The following is a 16,262-nucleotide window of genomic DNA, read 5'->3' on the forward strand; positions in this document are numbered from 1 at the left end:
GACAGTCGGTCGGTGGGTTATTCGCCCGAGCCGCGCTTCACGCCGTCCTTGATGAACACGCGAAACGTCGTTCGCCCGGTGCCCCCACCATCCGTCGAACGCCAGCGGCCATTGGTGCAAAGAACGCCGCCCTTGGTCTCGACCGCGTCGAACAGCACGTAGTTGTTATAGGTCGTGCCATTGGGCTCGACCGCCCGGAAGTTTGTCATGCACTGCACGCCGGAGACGACCGGGTTGTAGTCGTGGATCATGATTCCGCCCCCTCCCGTGCTCGGAAACGGATCGGACAGCACCGGCCAGGACTCGTAATTGTCGTGAGCAAGGGCTGGACCTGCCAGCAGCAACGCGACCATGGCAGCTGAACCAACCGAAACAAGCGCGCGCATACAGATTTTCTCCGGCGTCCGTGAGGATACGGACGGCGCAATAGCACGGATGCGCCGTAAGATTCCGCCTTTTTTGTCCGGGATAACTTGAGCTGCCGGAAATGTGACCGGTGCCGAGGCCGGGTCTTCTGGATCTCGTCCCACGAATGTCTCTCACGCGGAGAACCTTATTCGCGGAGGAGCTTGAGGGCGGAGGAGCTTGAGCGCAAAAGAATTGATGCGCTCAGCGCTGTGGCGCCCGGGCGCCGGCCATCTGCTGCCGCTCGATCAAGGCAAGCGCAGCCATGCGGTCGGTCGCCGAAGCCGTGGCGAAGGCGGTCTCGTGCCGCTCGATGATCCAGGTCTCGCGGCTGGGATCGGCGCTCTCGCGCGCAAGCGACAACCAGACGAGGCCCAGGACCGGCTGGCGCGGCACGCCCTCACCCCCGCGGATGAGCATGTCGCCGAAGACGGCGCGGGCCGGGGCATAGCCCTTCTCAGCCGCGAGCTTCATCCAGCGCGCGGCCTGCCGCGCATCACGGCGGGTGCCCTGCCCGCTCATATAGAGCCGGCCGAGATTGTACTGGCCTTCCGGGTCGCCAAAATAGGAGGCGGCGTAGTGGAACATGTCGAAGGCCCGGTCGAGATTGGGCCTCACATAGCTGCCCGCGATCCCGTCCATGAAATAGCCGCCGAGCGCCACGAAGGCATTGCCGACGATGCGGCCATCGGCCGTGCCAGGAATGGCGTCGGCATTCTCGTCGGCGATCTTCGAGAAATACTCGAAGGCCTTGAGATCATTTGTCGGGACGCCCTCGCCTCCGGCATACATCCGGCCAAGCTTGAACTGCGCCGTCAGATGCCCCTGCGCGGCGGCATATTCCAGCGCGCGGACCGCGCCGGCCTGATTGCCGGCGGTGGTGTCGCGCATCCAGGCCTTGATGGCGTCGCGGGCGCTGCTGAAGGGTGCCAGCGGCAGCGCGGTATGGGCGGTGGGCGCATGGGGAGCCGGCCCGATCGTCGCGGTGCCGGGCAGTCCTTCTGGCCCGCTATCGGGTTCGGGCAAGGCGATGCCCGGGATCGGGCGCGGCGGTATCGGGCCACGACCGCCCACGGCATCCTGCGCCCAGGCGGCCTGCTGGCCGCCCAGGACAAGAAACAATGCTGCGATCGTGGCGTCAGATATCCGCATAGCAATGGGTCTCGGCGGCGCCGCCCGGGTGCGTCACGGCCCCACCCTTGGCGGAACCGACCGTCTGAGCGTATTTCCAGAGAGCGCCGGAGTTGTAGCCGGTCTTGCGCGGCACCCAGCTCTTAAGACGCTCCTCAAGTTCGGCATCAGAAAGGCGGACTGCGAGCTTTCCTGTGATGGCATCGAGCTCGATGATGTCGCCGTCGCGGATCAGGCCGATCGGCCCGCCAACGGCCGCTTCCGGACCGACATGGCCGACGCAGAATCCGCGCGTGGCACCGGAGAAGCGGCCATCAGTGATGAGCGCGACCTTGTCGCCCATGCCCTGCCCGTAGAGGGCGGCCGTGGTCGACAGCATCTCGCGCATGCCGGGCCCACCCTTGGGACCCTCATAGCGGATGACCAGCACATCGCCGACCTCGTAGCCGCGCTGGCTGACGCAGGCGAAGGCATCCTCCTCGCAGTCGAAGCAGCGCGCCGGGCCGGTGAAGGTCAGCTGCTCGGTGGTCATGCCGGCGATCTTCACGATCGCGCCCTCCGGCGCCAGGTTGCCCTGCAGGCCGACCACGCCGCCATTGTCGGAGAGCGGCTTGTTGGCGGGGCGGATAACGTCCTGCTGGTCGTTCCATTTCACCGAAGCGAGGTTCTCGGCGATGGTGCGGCCGGTGACCGTCATGCAGTCGCCGTGCAGAAAGCCATGGTCGAGCAGCGTCTTCATCAAGAGCGGGATACCGCCGACCTCGAACATATCCTTGGCGACGTATTTTCCGCCCGGCTTCAGATCGGCGATGTAGGGCGTCTTCTTGAAGATCTCGGCAACGGCGAAGAGATCGAAATCGATGCCGCATTCATGCGCGATCGCCGGCAGATGCAGCGCGCCATTGGTCGAGCCGCCCGAGGCCGCGACGACCATCGCCGCATTCTCCAGCGCCTTGCGGGTGACGATGTCGCGCGGGCGGATATTCTTGGCGATCAGCTCCATCACCATCTCGCCGGCGGTGTAGCAGAAGGTGTCGCGGACATCGTAGGGCGCGGGCGCGCCGCAGCTATAGGGCAGCGCCAAGCCGATCGCCTCGGCGACGGTGGCCATGGTGTTGGCGGTGAACTGCGCACCGCAGGAGCCCGCCGACGGGCAGGCCGCCTCTTCCAGCTCCTTCAGGTCCTCGTCCGACATGGCGCCGACGGAGTGCTTGCCGACGGCCTCGAACACGTCCTGCACTGTCACGGGCTTGCCCTTGAAGGTGCCGGGCAGGATCGAGCCGCCATAGATGAAGATCGACGGCACGTTGAGGCGCACCATCGCCATCATCATGCCCGGCAGCGACTTGTCGCAGCCGGCAAGGCCGACGAGCGCGTCATAGCAGTGGCCGCGCATGGTCAACTCGACCGAGTCGGCGATGCACTCGCGCGAGGCGAGCGAGGACTTCATGCCCTGATGGCCCATGGCGATGCCATCCGTCACGGTGATCGTGCAGAATTCGCGCGGCGTGCCCTGGGCGGAAGCGACGCCCTTCTTCACGGCCTGGGCCTGGCGCATCAGCGAGATGTTGCAGGGTGCGGCCTCGTTCCAGCACGAGGCGACGCCGACGAAGGGCTGCGCGATCTGCCGAGAGGTCATCCCCATGGCGTAATAATAGGAGCGGTGCGGCGCCCGTGCCGGACCCACGCTCACATGCCGGCTGGGAAGTTTCGACTTGTCGAAAACAGGCGCATCCATCGTCTTTTTCCTTGTTCCACCCTGCACCTTTCGGCGCGGGGCGGATGTTCCACACGGGCCATGCCGTGCGCAACGCTCGCCATGCCATGGCCAGGTTGCATCGAAACGCGACGCCCCTCGACCGCATCTTCTAATTCGTCGAAATCTCAGAGACTTAAGGCACGCTCTAGCTGGCCGGGCTTTGTGGCGGCTTCGCGGCGATTGTTCCCTCGCCGAGGCTCGCGGGATGCGAAGCTCGGTGGCTGTTGCGTGGATGCAACAAATCGGTCGCGGACCTGGCCATGGCGCCAGCCTCAACGCCTGCCGTGGCTGGTTTGGCGCCGGGTTGGTCGATAGCGCGCGGCAGGACCGATGCGGCGATAGCGCGGCAGCAGGAGCGCGTCGGCGTCGCAGCCTGAATGATTGGCCGCCGGCCTAAAGCACCATCGGCAGGACGAAAAACCCGCCGACCACGATCACCACCAAAGCCAGCGCCGTCATCGGCAGGTGCTTCTCGATGAAGATGCGGATGTCGTCGCCATAATAGCGCAGCGCCACCGCGATCATGGCGAAGAAGGTGACGCGCGAGACCACCATCCCGACCGTGAATTTCCACAGATCGAAATGCAGGAAGCCCGACATGATCGTGACGATCTTGAACGGGATCGGCGTCAGCCCCTTGGTGACCAGGACCCAGAACCAGAAATCCTGTGAGGTGGCGATCAGTTCGGCGGCCTTGTCCTGCAGCCCATAGATGCCGATCAGCCAGGAGCCGACGGAATCGTAGAGCAGCGCGCCGATGGCGTAGCCGAGATAGCCGCCCAGCACCGCGCCGACCGAGCAGACGCCGGCATAGAACCAGGCGCGATCCGGGCGAGCGATACACATCGGCAGCAAAAGCGGCAGCGGCGGCAGCGGGCTGACCGAACTCTCGATGAAGGTCAGGAAGAACAGCAGCCACGGGGCCGCAGGATGAGAGGCATAGGCAACCAGACCGTCATAAGCGCGCTTCAACATGGCAATGGGTCAACCCGTCCTGGCTGGCAACGATGGTAAAGGCCGGCATGAAGCGCATGGCAGCCCTGCGACCGCCGCGCATCTAATCGCCTCGCGAAAAGAATACCAGCGCTCTGTTACAGGAAGGTCAATTTGACGGCGCCGCTATGGCAGCGCGGCGACGGACAGGACCGGCACCGCCCCAGCGAGCCCGCGCAGCCGGTTGCCCCGCGCCTCAGGATAGCCGCGCCAGCGCTTCCGCGATCTTCAGCTTGCGAGCCTCCGCCGCGGCCTTGCGCTCGCGGTTCTCCTCGACGATCTCGTCGGGTGCGCGGGCCATGAAATCGGGATTGCCGAGCTTCTTGTCGACGACCGCGATGTCCTGGTCGAGCTTCACCATCTCCTTGGTCAAACGCGTCCGCTCGACCTCGAGATCGATGATGCCGGCCAGCGGCAGCGCCGCGACCTCGCCGCGCACGATGATCTGCGCCGATTGCGCCGGAGACGCCGCCTCGAAGGCGATCTCCGAAACCCGGGCGAGACGCTCGATCATCGGCCGCCAGCTCTCGATCGTGGCGCGCGTCGCGGCCGAGGCGTTGACGAGCACCAGCGGCGCCTGCGTCCCGGCCGGAACGTTGACCTCCGAGCGAACCGAGCGGATGTCGGAGATCAGATCGACGACGAAGCCGATCTCGGCCTCGGCCGCCGCGTCCTTGAGCGCGGCGAGATCGGGCCAGCGCGTCAGGCAGACCAGCGCATCGTCCCCGGCTGCAAGCAGACGCGGGGCGCCCTCGCCTGCTTTCTGGGCCCAGAGTTCCTCGGTGAGGAAGGGCATGAAAGGGTGGAGCAACTGGCAGATCAGGTCGATCACATGCGCGACGGTCGCCTGCGTCTCGGCCTTCTCGGCGGGATCGACGCCCTCCCCCTGCAGAACGGGTTTGGCGAGTTCGAGATACCAGTCGCAGAACTGGTTCCAGACGAAGCGATAGGCGGAGCCCGCCGCCTCGTTGAACTTGAAGCTCGGGATACCGGCCGCGATGCCCTCGGCGGCGGTCGCCGCTTCGCTCAGGATCCAGCGGTTGAGCGGCTGCTTCACCGCCGCAGGATCGAAGCCTTCGACGCGGGCGCAGCCATTCATCTCGGCAAAGCGCGCCGCGTTCCAGATCTTGGTCGCAAAGTTGCGATAGCCCTCGACGCGGTTGGTCGCGAGTTTGATGTCACGGCCCTGGGCCGCCATTGCGGCGAGCGTGAAGCGCAAAGCGTCGGCCCCGTACTGATCGATCAGCACGAGCGGGTCGATGACGTTGCCCTTCGACTTCGACATCTTCGCGCCCTTCTCGTCGCGAACGATGGCGTGGATGTAGACGTCTTTGAACGGCACCTCGTCCATGAAGTTGAGGCCCATCATCATCATCCGGGCGACCCAGAAGAAGATGATGTCGAAGGCGGTGACGAGCGTCGCCGTCGGGTAGTAACGCTTCAACTCCGCCGTCTCGTCGGGCCAACCCAGGGTCGAGAACGGCCACAAAGCCGAAGAGAACCAGGTGTCGAGCACGTCCTCGTCACGGGTGAGCGCAACCGCGCCACCATAATGGCCGAGCGCCAGCGCCTGCGCGGCAGCCTCGGACTCCGCGACGAAGCATTCGCCATCGGGGCCATACCAGGCCGGAATCTGATGGCCCCACCAGAGTTGGCGCGAGACGCACCACGGCTCGATGTTCTCCAGCCAGTCATAATAGACCTTGGTCCAGCTCTCGGGCGTGAACTTCGTGCGGCCGTCCTTGACCGCGCCGAGCGCGCGGTTGGCCAACGGCTTGACGTCGACATACCACTGGTCGGTCAACCAGGGCTCGATCACGACGTCCGAACGATCGCCATGGGGAACGGTGTTGGTGTTGGGCTCAATCTTCGCGAGATAGCCACGCTGCGCCATCATCGCCACGACCGCCTTGCGGGCCGCGAAACGGTTGACGCTGTGCAGGGCCAGCGTCTCGGCCTCCGGCGTGCTACCCGCCAGGAAATCCTCATTGTCGGCGAGCAGCATCCTGGCTTCGCCGTCGAGAATGTTGATGACCGCGAGCTTGTGGCGCTTGCCGACCTCGAAGTCGTTGAAGTCATGCGCCGGCGTGATCTTGACCGCGCCAGTGCCCTTCTCCGGATCGGCGTAATCGTCCCCGAAGATCGGGATGACGCGGCCGACCAGCGGCAGGACGATGTTCTTGCCGATCAGATGGCCGAGCGTCTCGTTCTCCGGGTGAACCGCGACGCCGGTGTCGCCCAGCATCGTCTCCGGACGCGTCGTCGCGACCGTGATGAAGGTCGATGCGTCGTCGGCGTCGTAGGCGGCGCCATCGAGCGGATAGTTGAAATAATAGAGATGCCCGTTCGGGTCCTTGGTCAGGACCTTGTCGAGCTTGGCGGGCTCGAAAGCCTCCTCGCCGCCACGCTGCCATTTGAACGAACCGGTCTTCTCGACCTGGACGACCTCGAGGTCCGAGATCGCGGTCTGGAACTTCGGATCCCAGTTCACCAGCCGCTTGGCGCGGTAGATCAGCCCCTGCTTGTGCAGGGCGACGAAGACCTTGAGAACGGCTTGGCTCAGCCCCTCATCCATGGTGAAGCGCTCGCGCGACCAATCGCAGGAGGCGCCGAGGCGCTTCAACTGGTTGACGATCGTCCCGCCGGACTCTTCCTTCCACTTCCAGACCTCGGCCAGGAACGCCTCGCGGCCCATCGTGCGGCGGTCGGTGCCGTTTTCAGCGGCCAGCCTGCGCTCGACGACCATCTGCGTGGCGATGCCGGCATGGTCGGTGCCCGGCTGCCAGAGCACGTCCTTGCCGCGCATGCGCTCGAAGCGGCAAAGCACATCCTGCAGCGTGTTGTTGAGCGCGTGGCCCATATGGAGCGAGCCGGTGACGTTGGGCGGCGGGATGACGATGCAATAGGGCTCGGCTCCGGCTTGCGCGCCGCGTCCGGCGGCGAAGGCATTCGCCTCCTCCCAGGCCTTGCTGATCCGCGCCTCGACGGCGGCGGGCTCGAATGTCTTATCCATCATCGCTTCGCTCGAACGCAAAACGGCCGGGGTCATGCCCCGGCCGAAGGATTGCAGGCTTAAAGGTCGGTAGCCTTAAAAGCCCAAGCATGGGCCTCGCGTCAACCTTAGCGCCAGGCGAGCGACAGCCGGCCGCCCTTCATCGGTGACGACCGGCGCGGATCATTCGGCCAGGTTGGACTGCAGGAACCACAACGCCTTGTCCAGCATGCGTGAATAGGCGGTCAGCACATCGGCCGTCCCGGCATCGCCCGCCTCTTCGGCGGCGTCGATCGCCTCGCGCACCAGGTTGGCGGTGTCGGCATAGCGCTGGATCAACGCATCGAGATGGTCTTTGACCGCCACGATCTCCGTCGGATAGGGCGAAAGCGATGTCGCGGCTGCGGTGGTCTGCGTGGTGCCCAGCGCGATGCCGCCGAGTTGCGCGATGCGCTCGGCGACGGTGTCGACATGCTCGTCGAGCAGCTTGCGAAAACCGTCAAGCATGAGGTGGACCCCGATGAAGCCCGGGCCCTTCAAATTCCAGTGCGCCTGCTTGGTCAGCAATGCCAGATCGATTCCATCGGCGAGACGCGCATTGAGGAGACCTGCGATCTCGCTTTTGGTATTCGATTCGAGATCGACCTTGCTGGACTTGACGATCTTCCCGGCGCCGGCTGTCGTGGGTTTGGTCATGGCATGTCCTTGGGATCAACGGCGCGGCTCATGCCGCCTGGGCCCAACGCCTCGCTTGCGACGACGTTCCGCGCCGCCGTCGCCCGATCGCAACTGCCTCGTCTGACCCTGTTTTGCCGGCGGGCAGGGAACCGTAGCGCCCTCCATCGGTTGACGCCTCAGGCAAGCAGGAGCTTCGGACATGACCCATCACAGCGACCAGACCCAGGTCTGGGACCTCATCGCCGACATCAAGTTTGCGATGCTCGTGACCCATGACGGCGAGGGCGACGAACTGAGGGCCCGCCCCATGCATGCTCATGGCGAACGCGAGGAGGATGCGATCTACTTCCTGACCGATCGCCGGCACCAGAAGGATGACGAGATCAGCCTCAACGAGAATGTCTGTCTCGCCTTCGCCGACAATAGCAGCATGCGCTACGTTTCGATAACCGGCACAGCAACCGTGTTCGACGACCGCGCAAAGGTTCACGCTTTGTGGGACCCCAGCAACAAGGCCTTCTGGGATAGCCAGGACGACCCTAATATCCGCGTTTTGCGCGTGCGTCCCTCGATGGCCGAATTCTGGGCTAGCCCCGGCAAGATCGTGACGACCGTGAAGATGGCAGCGGCGGCCATCACGGGGGCCAAGCCGGATCTCGGCGTCAACAAGAAGGTGGCACTCTAATGAATTTGTTGGTTCACGCTGTCGGCGCCTGGATTGCGTCCGAAGCCGCTTCAGGCCGCTATCCGCGCCCTGTCGCCGTCGGGCTTGGGATGCTGGTCTCTCGTCTTGGCGCCCCAACGGCCGTTCTGACGCTCCTCGCCTTTGGGTTGAAACGACTCAATGACGCTGGCGCGTTCGAAAAATTAGCGCCTCCGCCGGCCAAACGGCGCCGGTCGCGGCAGGACCCAGCCTGATCGATCGTTGCTTCTGGCGTTCGGTAGCGGCCTCAGTGCCGTCCGCCGCGCGCGACACGCTCGATTTCGGCTCTGACGAGCCGCTCGACCATCGTCGGAAGGTTATCGTCAAGCCAGCCCTTCAGCATGGGCTTCAGCATGTCCTTGACGAGGTCTTCGAGCGTGCGGGCGTTGTTCGACAAGACGGTATGAGCCAACTGGCCGAAGGCGTTTGTGACCGCCGAACTCGTCTGGTCGGACAGCAATTGCGCCATATCGAAGGGCGGGCTTTGCGGAGGCGGTGCTGAATAGGTCGGTTCCGGCTCGGGCTCGACAGCAGGTGCGGCTTGGACCGGTGCGACGGGCGGCTCAGCCTCCGGCATCCGTGTATCGAGAAAGTCGATATCGCTATCGACCGGCGCGGCGGCCGGTTCTGGGGGTAGCACGAGCGCCGCTTCAGCACCCAGGTCGAGCACGTCGTCGTCGATATCGACGGGGGGCGGCTCAGGCGCTACCGGCGCAGCCTCGATCTCGGCTTCGACCGGCTTGACCTCGTCATCCGAGATGATCCTGCGGATGGAGGCAAGGATCTCCTCCATCGACGGTTCGGTGGACTTGGGTTGCGCGCTCATCTGGATCCGAACCACTCGACTCTGGGCGCACCGACCGAATCAACGCCATCCCATCTTCGAGTATTTCACGCGACCTCTCTCAAGCAAGGCGGCATCTCCGGCCGCCCACAGGGATTCGCTGGCTGTTGCGCGAATGTCGATGGCGCGATGCGTCGGTGGCTGGGTTCAGCGCCCGTCCGGCGTTTGCGTGCCCCAGAGTTGGCCCTTGACCTGATCGTAATGCCTGCGCGCATCGTAGGGCTCCGCTTTCAGCCGGAGCGTCTGGGCCGAGAGACGGCCGATCGCGGAGAGCACCGAATAGGATGCCACCACCCGGTCGCGCTGCGCGGTCACCAGTGTCGAGCGGGCGCTAACCAATTCCTGCTGCGCGTTGAGCACATCCAGCGTCGTGCGCTGGCCGACCTTGGCCTCTTCGCGGACACCGGCCAGAGCCGTTTCGGCCGCCTGAACCTGAGCCTGCGCCGCCACGATCTGGGCCTTGGCTGCCTCGTGCCCGCCCCAGGCGGAGACGACGGCCGCGCGCACCGTATCGCGCTGCGTATCGACCTCGATTCGACGCTGGCCGGCGGTTTCCTTCGCTTGACGGGTGCGCGAATAGACTTGGCCGCCCTCATAGATCGGGATCGTCAGCGTACCGACGACACTGGCAGAGGTGCGGTTATCTCCGAACGCGCTCGTATCGTAACGTTGTTGCACCAGGCCGCGCACGCCGAGCACCGGGTAGAGATCGGCTTCCGATACCTTGACCTGCAGTTCGGCTGCATCGACTCCGTGCAACGAGGCGATGATCGCCGGATGGGTCGTCAAGGCGCCGTTGAGTGCAGCGGTAAGCGATTTCGGCAGCAGGTTTTCGACCGGGCGGCCTGGCGCCAGCTGCCTTGGCTCGACGCCGACATTCTGACGGTAGCGCGCGATCGAGGTTTTTAGATTCGACTCGGCCAGAATGGCCTGGGATTGCGACTGAGAAAGCCGTGCCTCGGCCTGCGCCACGTCGGTTCGCGTGACCTCGCCGACCTGGAAGCGGTCGCGTGTCTGGCGAAGCTGCTCTTCGAGAACCTCGACGTTGTTGCGGTTGAGCGTCAGGATCGCCGTGTCGCGCAAGACATTCATGTAGGACGTCGCCGCATCAAGCAGCACGTTCTGCTCGGTGTTTTGCAAGGTCGCACGAGCGCCGAGCACCTGCGATTCGGCCTGGCTGACGGAGCTGCGCGTCCGGCCGCCGTCGAAGATATTCTGGTCGATCTGCACGCCGACACCGCGCGGCCCCAGCCGCGAGACCGAGTTCGCGGCAACACCAGGAATATTGGCGTCGGTGATGCTGGCGCCGATATCGGCGGATGCCGTGATGCGCGGCCTGTAGCCTGACAGCGCCTGCGGAACATTTTCGTTGGTGGCGCGAACCGCCGCCCGCTGCGCGTTCAGCGTCGGGTTGCCGGCATAGGCGCGCGCCAGAGCCGCATCCATCGTTTGCGCCAGGGCTGACGTCGACATGCCCGATGCAAGCACAAGACCCAGCACTGCGGCCAGACCAAGCCCCGCGCTGTTTGCAGATCTGTTCAATCGTGTCACCGGACGCCTCATGTGCGGACTCGAGTCGCGCCCAGGCATCGCCCCAGCCTCGGCATCAGAAGAATCAATTCATAGCTCGACCGGCCCGGTGCGCCAACGCACAGTTACGAGCTACCTGCTTTGTGGAAGGCAGTGCCGTAATTTTGCGACACCGCCCGACTTAGAACGCGAATGCGGGTTTCGTACGGAACTCATTCAGAGCGGGTGCCGCGGCGTCGAAAACGGGTCGTCCCGACACCTTGCCGCCGGCTTTCTGGTAGAGCGTCACGCGGGCCGAGCGTCCGAAGCCTTCGACCGCGATCAGCCTGCCACCGTCCCGCAGCAGCGGGAACAACATCTCCGGTGACGTTTCGCAGGCGCCGCTGACGATCACCGCATCGAAGGACCCGTCGCCAGGTCGATCGCCCGTGACCGACACATCGACGACGGCCATGCGCAACGCCGCTTCCGCCAGAGAACGGGCGTCGGAATCAGGCTCCCAAAGCGTCGCCTTCGTTTGCATCCGCGCCATCAGCGCCGCGCCATAGCCGGTTGCGCCGCCATATTCGCAAACGTCCTGGCCAGGCTGCAGCTCCAAAACCTGCAGCATGCGGGCGATGACCATAGGGGTCATCAAAGCCCGCCCGGTGCCCGGCAACGGCACGGATTGATCGAGATAGGCCAGGTGCGACAGCGATGACGGCAGGAAAGCCTCGCGCGGCACCTCGTCGGCGGCAGCCAGCACCGCTCGGTCCGTCACGTCATAGGTCCGCAGCTGGCAATCGACCATCATGCGGCGCAGTGCGGCGAAATTTTCCATGTTCCGAAATCTCCGTCCGCGGCCTCAAGGGCCGGCTACCCCACAGGCTTCCGGGACCGCAGACCATGCCTGCTTCTTGTTCGAGCGCGCGCCAAAAGGCAAGATGTCGCGGAGTGCCGCTTCATCCCATACCCGACGCCTACCGGGCCCTGGATTCGATTGAGTGTGTCGGCATGAGATGTTTGGAGGCCTCGCCCGGAATCGAACAACGGCGCATAGAAACCTGAAAACAAACAAATATACTCGATAAACGGTGACATACAGTCGTACTGTACCCGGTTTTTACCCGGTTCGCTTTCCGTTTTGTTATACCAAATTTGCAAAGTCCCCTGCCCCGTCAACACTGCACAAGCCTCCAATAAATAGGCGTCGCAGCGATCCACTTCACGCCATACTCTAACAGGTGGGTTCTTGCGTTGGATTAAGGGGCAGGCCGCTCAGGTAGAAAATTGGACGGTTCGAAGAACCTCGCATCCTTCGGGGTTTCGTGATTCTCTGGCTGCTCGAATCGGTGGGAGAGCGCGATGGCGGGGATGCCGGGCTTTTTCGATGTCGACGAGCGGCTGAGCGAACTTGGCGATCAGCTGTGACGTTGCCCCCTATTTGCCCTCGTTCATAGCTGGCTCTGTTCTCGATGTGGTCCGTCCTGGACCGGGTCGCAAACTCGTTGGGGGTGAGGCCACCGAGGCTCGTGTGCGGCAGGTGGGCATTGTAGTCCATCCGCCATTCTTCGATCGGCCTGCGAGCGGTCGGCAGGTTGCGGAACATGTGCTCGTTGAGACATTCGTCTCGGAAGCGACCATTCAGGCTCTCGACGAACCCGTTTTGCATCGGCTTGCCTGGCGCAACGTAGTGCCACTCGACCTGGCTATCCTCCCGCCATTGCAGGATTGACTGCGATGTCAGCTCGGTGCCGTTGTCGCTGACGAACATGAGCGGCCGGCCGCGAGGGGCGATGAGGGCATCGAGTTCGCGGGCGACCCGCTGGCCGGAGAGCAGGGTGTCGACCACAAGCGCAAGGCATTCGCGGTTGACCGTGAACTCGGGCTCGCAGCAGCGTGGAGTATAGAACTCGACCCTGCAGTGGTCGAAACGTCCAACCACGAGGTCGGTCATGCCACAGGGGCAAAACCAGCGCTGGAGCCTCGACTTCATCGCCGACCAGTTGGTCGACGGAAGGCGCTTGCGTGCACCGGTCGTGGTCGACGACTTCAAGCCTGTACCAGCCCTGCAGCGCGCGCTGGTAGCGCGCGGGATCGAGGCGATAGCGCCTGGATTAAGTGTAGATCGGGACCAGCCGAACTGCTGCGAGTAGGGCGATGTGTCGCGGGCCTGCTGGTGCAGGAACAGATCGACACCGCTGGCCTGGAGTTCACCAAGCAAGTTGACCTGATCGGGCAGTGACCGGCCCAGGTAATCGATAGCCCATGCCGCGATGATATCGAACTCGCGTCGGGCGACGGGGAGCCATCTACGACGCATGCGACGCTTCTCAATAGGATGGTTTACCCCTAGTCAGTAAAGGTTGGATCAAGTTCAGCGCTCACGTGACGTAGGAGCTGTTTCAACCAGGAGCTTCTGTACTGCGCGACAGGCTGGTCTGTTAGAAAACTGCGGCCACGCTGAAGGCTATAATCGGCAGCCGCTTGTCTTCTTCAACGCAACTGTTAGGTTTTCTTGACAGATTTGGAGGCGATAGGTGATTCGATGGAGAGCGCTACAGCGTGGCTACTGACTGATGATCTGCACGTGCAGCATGGACAAGCAGACCCATTCGCAGCCGCTATTCGTGCAACGCGGATGCCGATGGTCGTTACCGATCCACGCCGTCCGGGCAATCCAATCATTTTCGCGAACGACGCATTTCTCCGGATGTCGGGCTATTCGCGATCGGAGACAAACGGAGCCAGTTGTCAGTTTTTGCAAGGGCCAGATACGGACCCAGAGTCTTCAAGGAAAATTAGCGAAGCCCTCGCAAGTGGAACGGACGTCGCCGTTGACATACTCAATTATCGCAAAGACGGAACACCATTTTGGAACGCAGTCTACATAAGCCCCGTTCCAAACGCTCAAGGTGAGGTCCAGTATTATTTTGCTTCCCAGATCGATGCAACAGAACGAAAAAAACATGAGCTAGATGCCGCAAGCCTTCAGTCTAATTTGGAGCGCTTGGTATCCATTCGCACCGAAGAGCTCGAGGTGGCGCTTGCTGAAAGTAAAAACCTCGCGGCTGAATTCGAGCAAAGAGTCAAAGTTCGGACCATAGAGCTAGAATCTGCGCTTTCTATCAGTAATTTGCTGGTCCACGAAGTCGATCATAGAGTTAAAAACAATCTGCAAATGATTGGTGCAATGTTGATGCTTCAATCAATGAGTATACCTGACGAAAAAATAAAAAACACACTCCAAGAGATGCTGGAGCGTGTTGAGGCTATGGGCCTCGTCCACAAAAGATTATATCAGTCTGATAACATTATGGATTTTGATCTGGGAGAGTTCACGCGCGAAATCGCGACCAACTTAGTCGGCGCCTCGGGCAGAAACGATATTGAGCTAAACGTTACCGCTGAAAGCGTAAAAATTAAAGCCGACGACGCTGCTTCAGTTGCGCTTGTTATCAACGAAACGATCACAAATGCGCTGAAGCACGCTTTTCCCGCAGGGCAAGCAGGGGATATTCGTGTTTCCGTGAGGCCAACAGCAGCCGCTTGTGAAATTGCGATTGAGGACAACGGCGTAGGTATGGGCGGCTCTAAGGCACATGGAACAGGCTTTGGTCACACATTGATAGAGACCCTCATCAAACAGCTACGAGCGAGCATCGAATGGATTCCCGCGTCTCCTGGGACATGTGTTAGGATCATGCTCCCGATCACCTGAGCTTGACCTGACATGAGTGATTTTGGATTGAGGATTCTGATCGTTGAGGATCAATACCTTATCGCAAAACAGGTCGAAATGATTGTTTCGGGCGCAGGGCATCAGGTCGTGGGTATTGCCGGAACGTTAAACGAGGCTTGCAGGCTCGCAATGTCCTCTGAGCCCGACGTCGCATTTGTTGATTTAAGTTTGGCTGACGGGACGACTGGATTGGTTGTCGGCGACTTTATTAGAACGTCTTGCCGGACGCTGGTTGTTTATATGACTGCAAATCTCAGGCGCATACCTGAAGATTTCGCTGGCGCGTTGGGTGTAGTTGAGAAGCCATTCACCAAAACCGATCTGCTCAGCGCGATGGCTTTCTTAACTTCATTTATAAAAAGCGGCCTAATGCCTGATAAGGTACCTGCCAGCCTCAAGCTGGCGCCTCAGGCGCCAGCAGTAATGAGTTAACACGATTGAAATAAGCTAAAATCTTCGATTGCGTTTACAAGGGACTGTCAGGATTTCCGTGTGCGGGCGGCGGGTTGAACATCAGGCCGCCATGGCTCTGGTGAAGCGCTCGCCGAAGATGACGGCGAACTGAGCTTTGGCCATCACCCATTCACGAGGCCCCATCTTCCACTCCTTTTCGGAGCGGTTCAAGACGAGGAAGAGGAGCTTCATCGCAGCCTCGTCGGTTGGGAAGTGTCCTCGGGCGCGCACGGCCCGGCGCAGTTTGGCGTTCAGCGCCTCGATCGCGTTGGTGGTGTAGAGGATGCGACGAACGTCGGCCGGGAAGGCGTAGAACGGCACGACCTCGCTCCAGGCGCGCCGCCAGCTCTGTCCGATCGCCGGATAGCGGCGGCCCCAATGCCCCTCGTCGAACGCACTGAGCGCCGCTTCGCCGGCGGCGGCATCGATGGCGCGGTAGATGCCCTTCAACGCCGCGGCGACGAGCTTTCGGTCCTTGTAGGAGACGAAGTCCAGGCTGTGGCGCAGCAGATGAACGATGCAGGTCTGAACCATGGCCTCGGGATAGACGGCCCGGATTGCGTCAGGGAAGCCCTTCAGGCCATCGACGACAGCCAGCAGGATATCATCGACGCCGCGGTTGCGGAGCTCGTTCATGACGCGCAACCAGAACTTCGCGCCCTCGTTTTGCTCCAACCAGAGGCCTAAAATCTCCTTGGCGCCGTCGGCACGGACGCCCAGGGCAATATGGACGGCCTTGTTGCGGACGACGCCCTCGTCGCGGATCTTGACGCGCAGCGCATCGAAGAACACCAGCGGATAGACCGGCTCCAGCGGCCTTGCCTGCCAGGCCGCGATCTCGTCGAGCACGGCGTCGGTGACGGCGCTGATCAGATCGGGCGAGACCTCGATGCCGTAGAGCTCGCGCAGATGCCCGACGATCTCCCGGGCGCTCATGCCCCGGGCATACATCGAGATGATCTTGTCGTCGAAGCCAGGAAAGCGGCGCTGATACTTGGCGATGAGCTGCGGATCGAACGTCGCCTGTCGATCGCGCGGAATCTCCAGCTCGAT

The 16,262-nt window shown here is 62.6% G+C and carries 13 protein-coding genes and 2 pseudogenes; 3 read left to right on the plus strand and 12 right to left on the minus strand.

The genetic code is table 11. The features are described from left to right. Positions 1 to 17: 17 nt before the first annotated feature. The 6 genes from IP69_RS05245 to dps all read right to left on the minus strand — a co-directional run bounded on the left by IP69_RS05245 (position 18) and on the right by dps (position 7,976). Positions 18 to 386 (minus strand): hypothetical protein, encoded by a 369-nt coding sequence (locus tag IP69_RS05245; protein WP_156323296.1) that lies wholly within the window; start codon positions 384 to 386, stop codon positions 18 to 20. Positions 387 to 609: 223 nt separating this feature from the next. After that, positions 610 to 1,527, minus strand: coding sequence for a tetratricopeptide repeat protein (locus tag IP69_RS05250; protein WP_197279682.1), 918 nt, complete (start codon positions 1,525 to 1,527; stop codon positions 610 to 612). Between the two features lie 16 nt (positions 1,528 to 1,543). Further along, positions 1,544 to 3,274 carry a dihydroxy-acid dehydratase gene (gene ilvD, locus IP69_RS05255; RefSeq protein ID WP_054141754.1) on the minus strand — a complete coding sequence of 577 codons (1,731 nt, stop codon included), beginning with the start codon at positions 3,272 to 3,274 and terminating at the stop codon, positions 1,544 to 1,546. A 414-nt stretch (positions 3,275 to 3,688) separates the two neighbouring features. Then, positions 3,689 to 4,270, minus strand: coding sequence for a DedA family protein (locus IP69_RS05260; protein ID WP_054141755.1), 582 nt, complete (start codon positions 4,268 to 4,270; stop codon positions 3,689 to 3,691). A 214-nt stretch (positions 4,271 to 4,484) separates the two neighbouring features. Then, on the minus strand, positions 4,485 to 7,304 hold the full coding sequence (locus IP69_RS05265) for a valine--tRNA ligase (protein WP_054141789.1): 2,820 nt from the start codon (positions 7,302 to 7,304) through the stop codon (positions 4,485 to 4,487). Between the two features lie 159 nt (positions 7,305 to 7,463). Continuing rightward, positions 7,464 to 7,976: a DNA starvation/stationary phase protection protein Dps gene (gene dps, locus IP69_RS05270; RefSeq protein ID WP_054141756.1), complete on the minus strand. Its 513-nt coding sequence runs from the start codon at positions 7,974 to 7,976 to the stop codon at positions 7,464 to 7,466. Between the two features lie 181 nt (positions 7,977 to 8,157). Here dps and IP69_RS05275 point away from each other — a divergent pair, with 181 nt between their 5' ends. Then, on the plus strand, positions 8,158 to 8,643 hold the full coding sequence (locus IP69_RS05275; RefSeq protein WP_054141757.1) for a pyridoxamine 5'-phosphate oxidase family protein: 486 nt from the start codon (positions 8,158 to 8,160) through the stop codon (positions 8,641 to 8,643). A gap of 265 nt (positions 8,644 to 8,908) precedes the next feature. Here the strand turns inward: IP69_RS05275 and IP69_RS22555 are convergent, their stop codons facing one another. From IP69_RS22555 to IP69_RS22560, 5 genes and pseudogenes are all read right to left on the minus strand, one after another. Further along, positions 8,909 to 9,487 (minus strand): DUF2497 domain-containing protein, encoded by a 579-nt coding sequence (locus IP69_RS22555; protein WP_156323297.1) that lies wholly within the window; start codon positions 9,485 to 9,487, stop codon positions 8,909 to 8,911. Between the two features lie 165 nt (positions 9,488 to 9,652). Beyond that, a complete protein-coding gene (locus IP69_RS05285) occupies positions 9,653 to 10,978 on the minus strand; it encodes a TolC family outer membrane protein (RefSeq protein ID WP_248306719.1) in 1,326 nt (441 codons plus the stop codon). 238 nt (positions 10,979 to 11,216) lie between these two features. After that, positions 11,217 to 11,855 (minus strand): hypothetical protein, encoded by a 639-nt coding sequence (locus IP69_RS05290; RefSeq protein ID WP_054141760.1) that lies wholly within the window; start codon positions 11,853 to 11,855, stop codon positions 11,217 to 11,219. Between the two features lie 657 nt (positions 11,856 to 12,512). Then, positions 12,513 to 12,884: pseudogene (locus IP69_RS05295) on the minus strand (integrase core domain-containing protein); the annotation flags it as partial. A gap of 297 nt (positions 12,885 to 13,181) precedes the next feature. Beyond that, positions 13,182 to 13,337, minus strand: a pseudogene (locus tag IP69_RS22560) (recombinase family protein); the annotation flags it as partial. Between the two features lie 225 nt (positions 13,338 to 13,562). Here IP69_RS22560 and IP69_RS05300 point away from each other — a divergent pair. Together IP69_RS05300 and IP69_RS05305 are read left to right on the plus strand one after the other, a co-directional pair. Beyond that, on the plus strand, positions 13,563 to 14,735 hold the full coding sequence (locus IP69_RS05300) for a histidine kinase dimerization/phosphoacceptor domain -containing protein (protein WP_054141761.1): 1,173 nt from the start codon (positions 13,563 to 13,565) through the stop codon (positions 14,733 to 14,735). 12 nt (positions 14,736 to 14,747) lie between these two features. Next, the gene (locus tag IP69_RS05305; RefSeq protein ID WP_054141762.1) at positions 14,748 to 15,188 is read left to right on the plus strand and encodes a response regulator; all 441 of its coding nucleotides are present in this window, start codon (positions 14,748 to 14,750) and stop codon (positions 15,186 to 15,188) included. Positions 15,189 to 15,269: 81 nt separating this feature from the next. On the opposite strand, the gene IP69_RS05310 is transcribed toward IP69_RS05305, so the two are convergent. Further along, on the minus strand, positions 15,270 to 16,262 hold a 993-nt coding region (locus IP69_RS05310; RefSeq protein WP_054141763.1), incomplete at its 5' end, for an IS256 family transposase.

Origin of the sequence: Allobosea sp. AAP35, from assembly GCF_001295925.1 — a bacterium.
GTDB lineage: Bacteria > Pseudomonadota > Alphaproteobacteria > Rhizobiales > Beijerinckiaceae > Allobosea.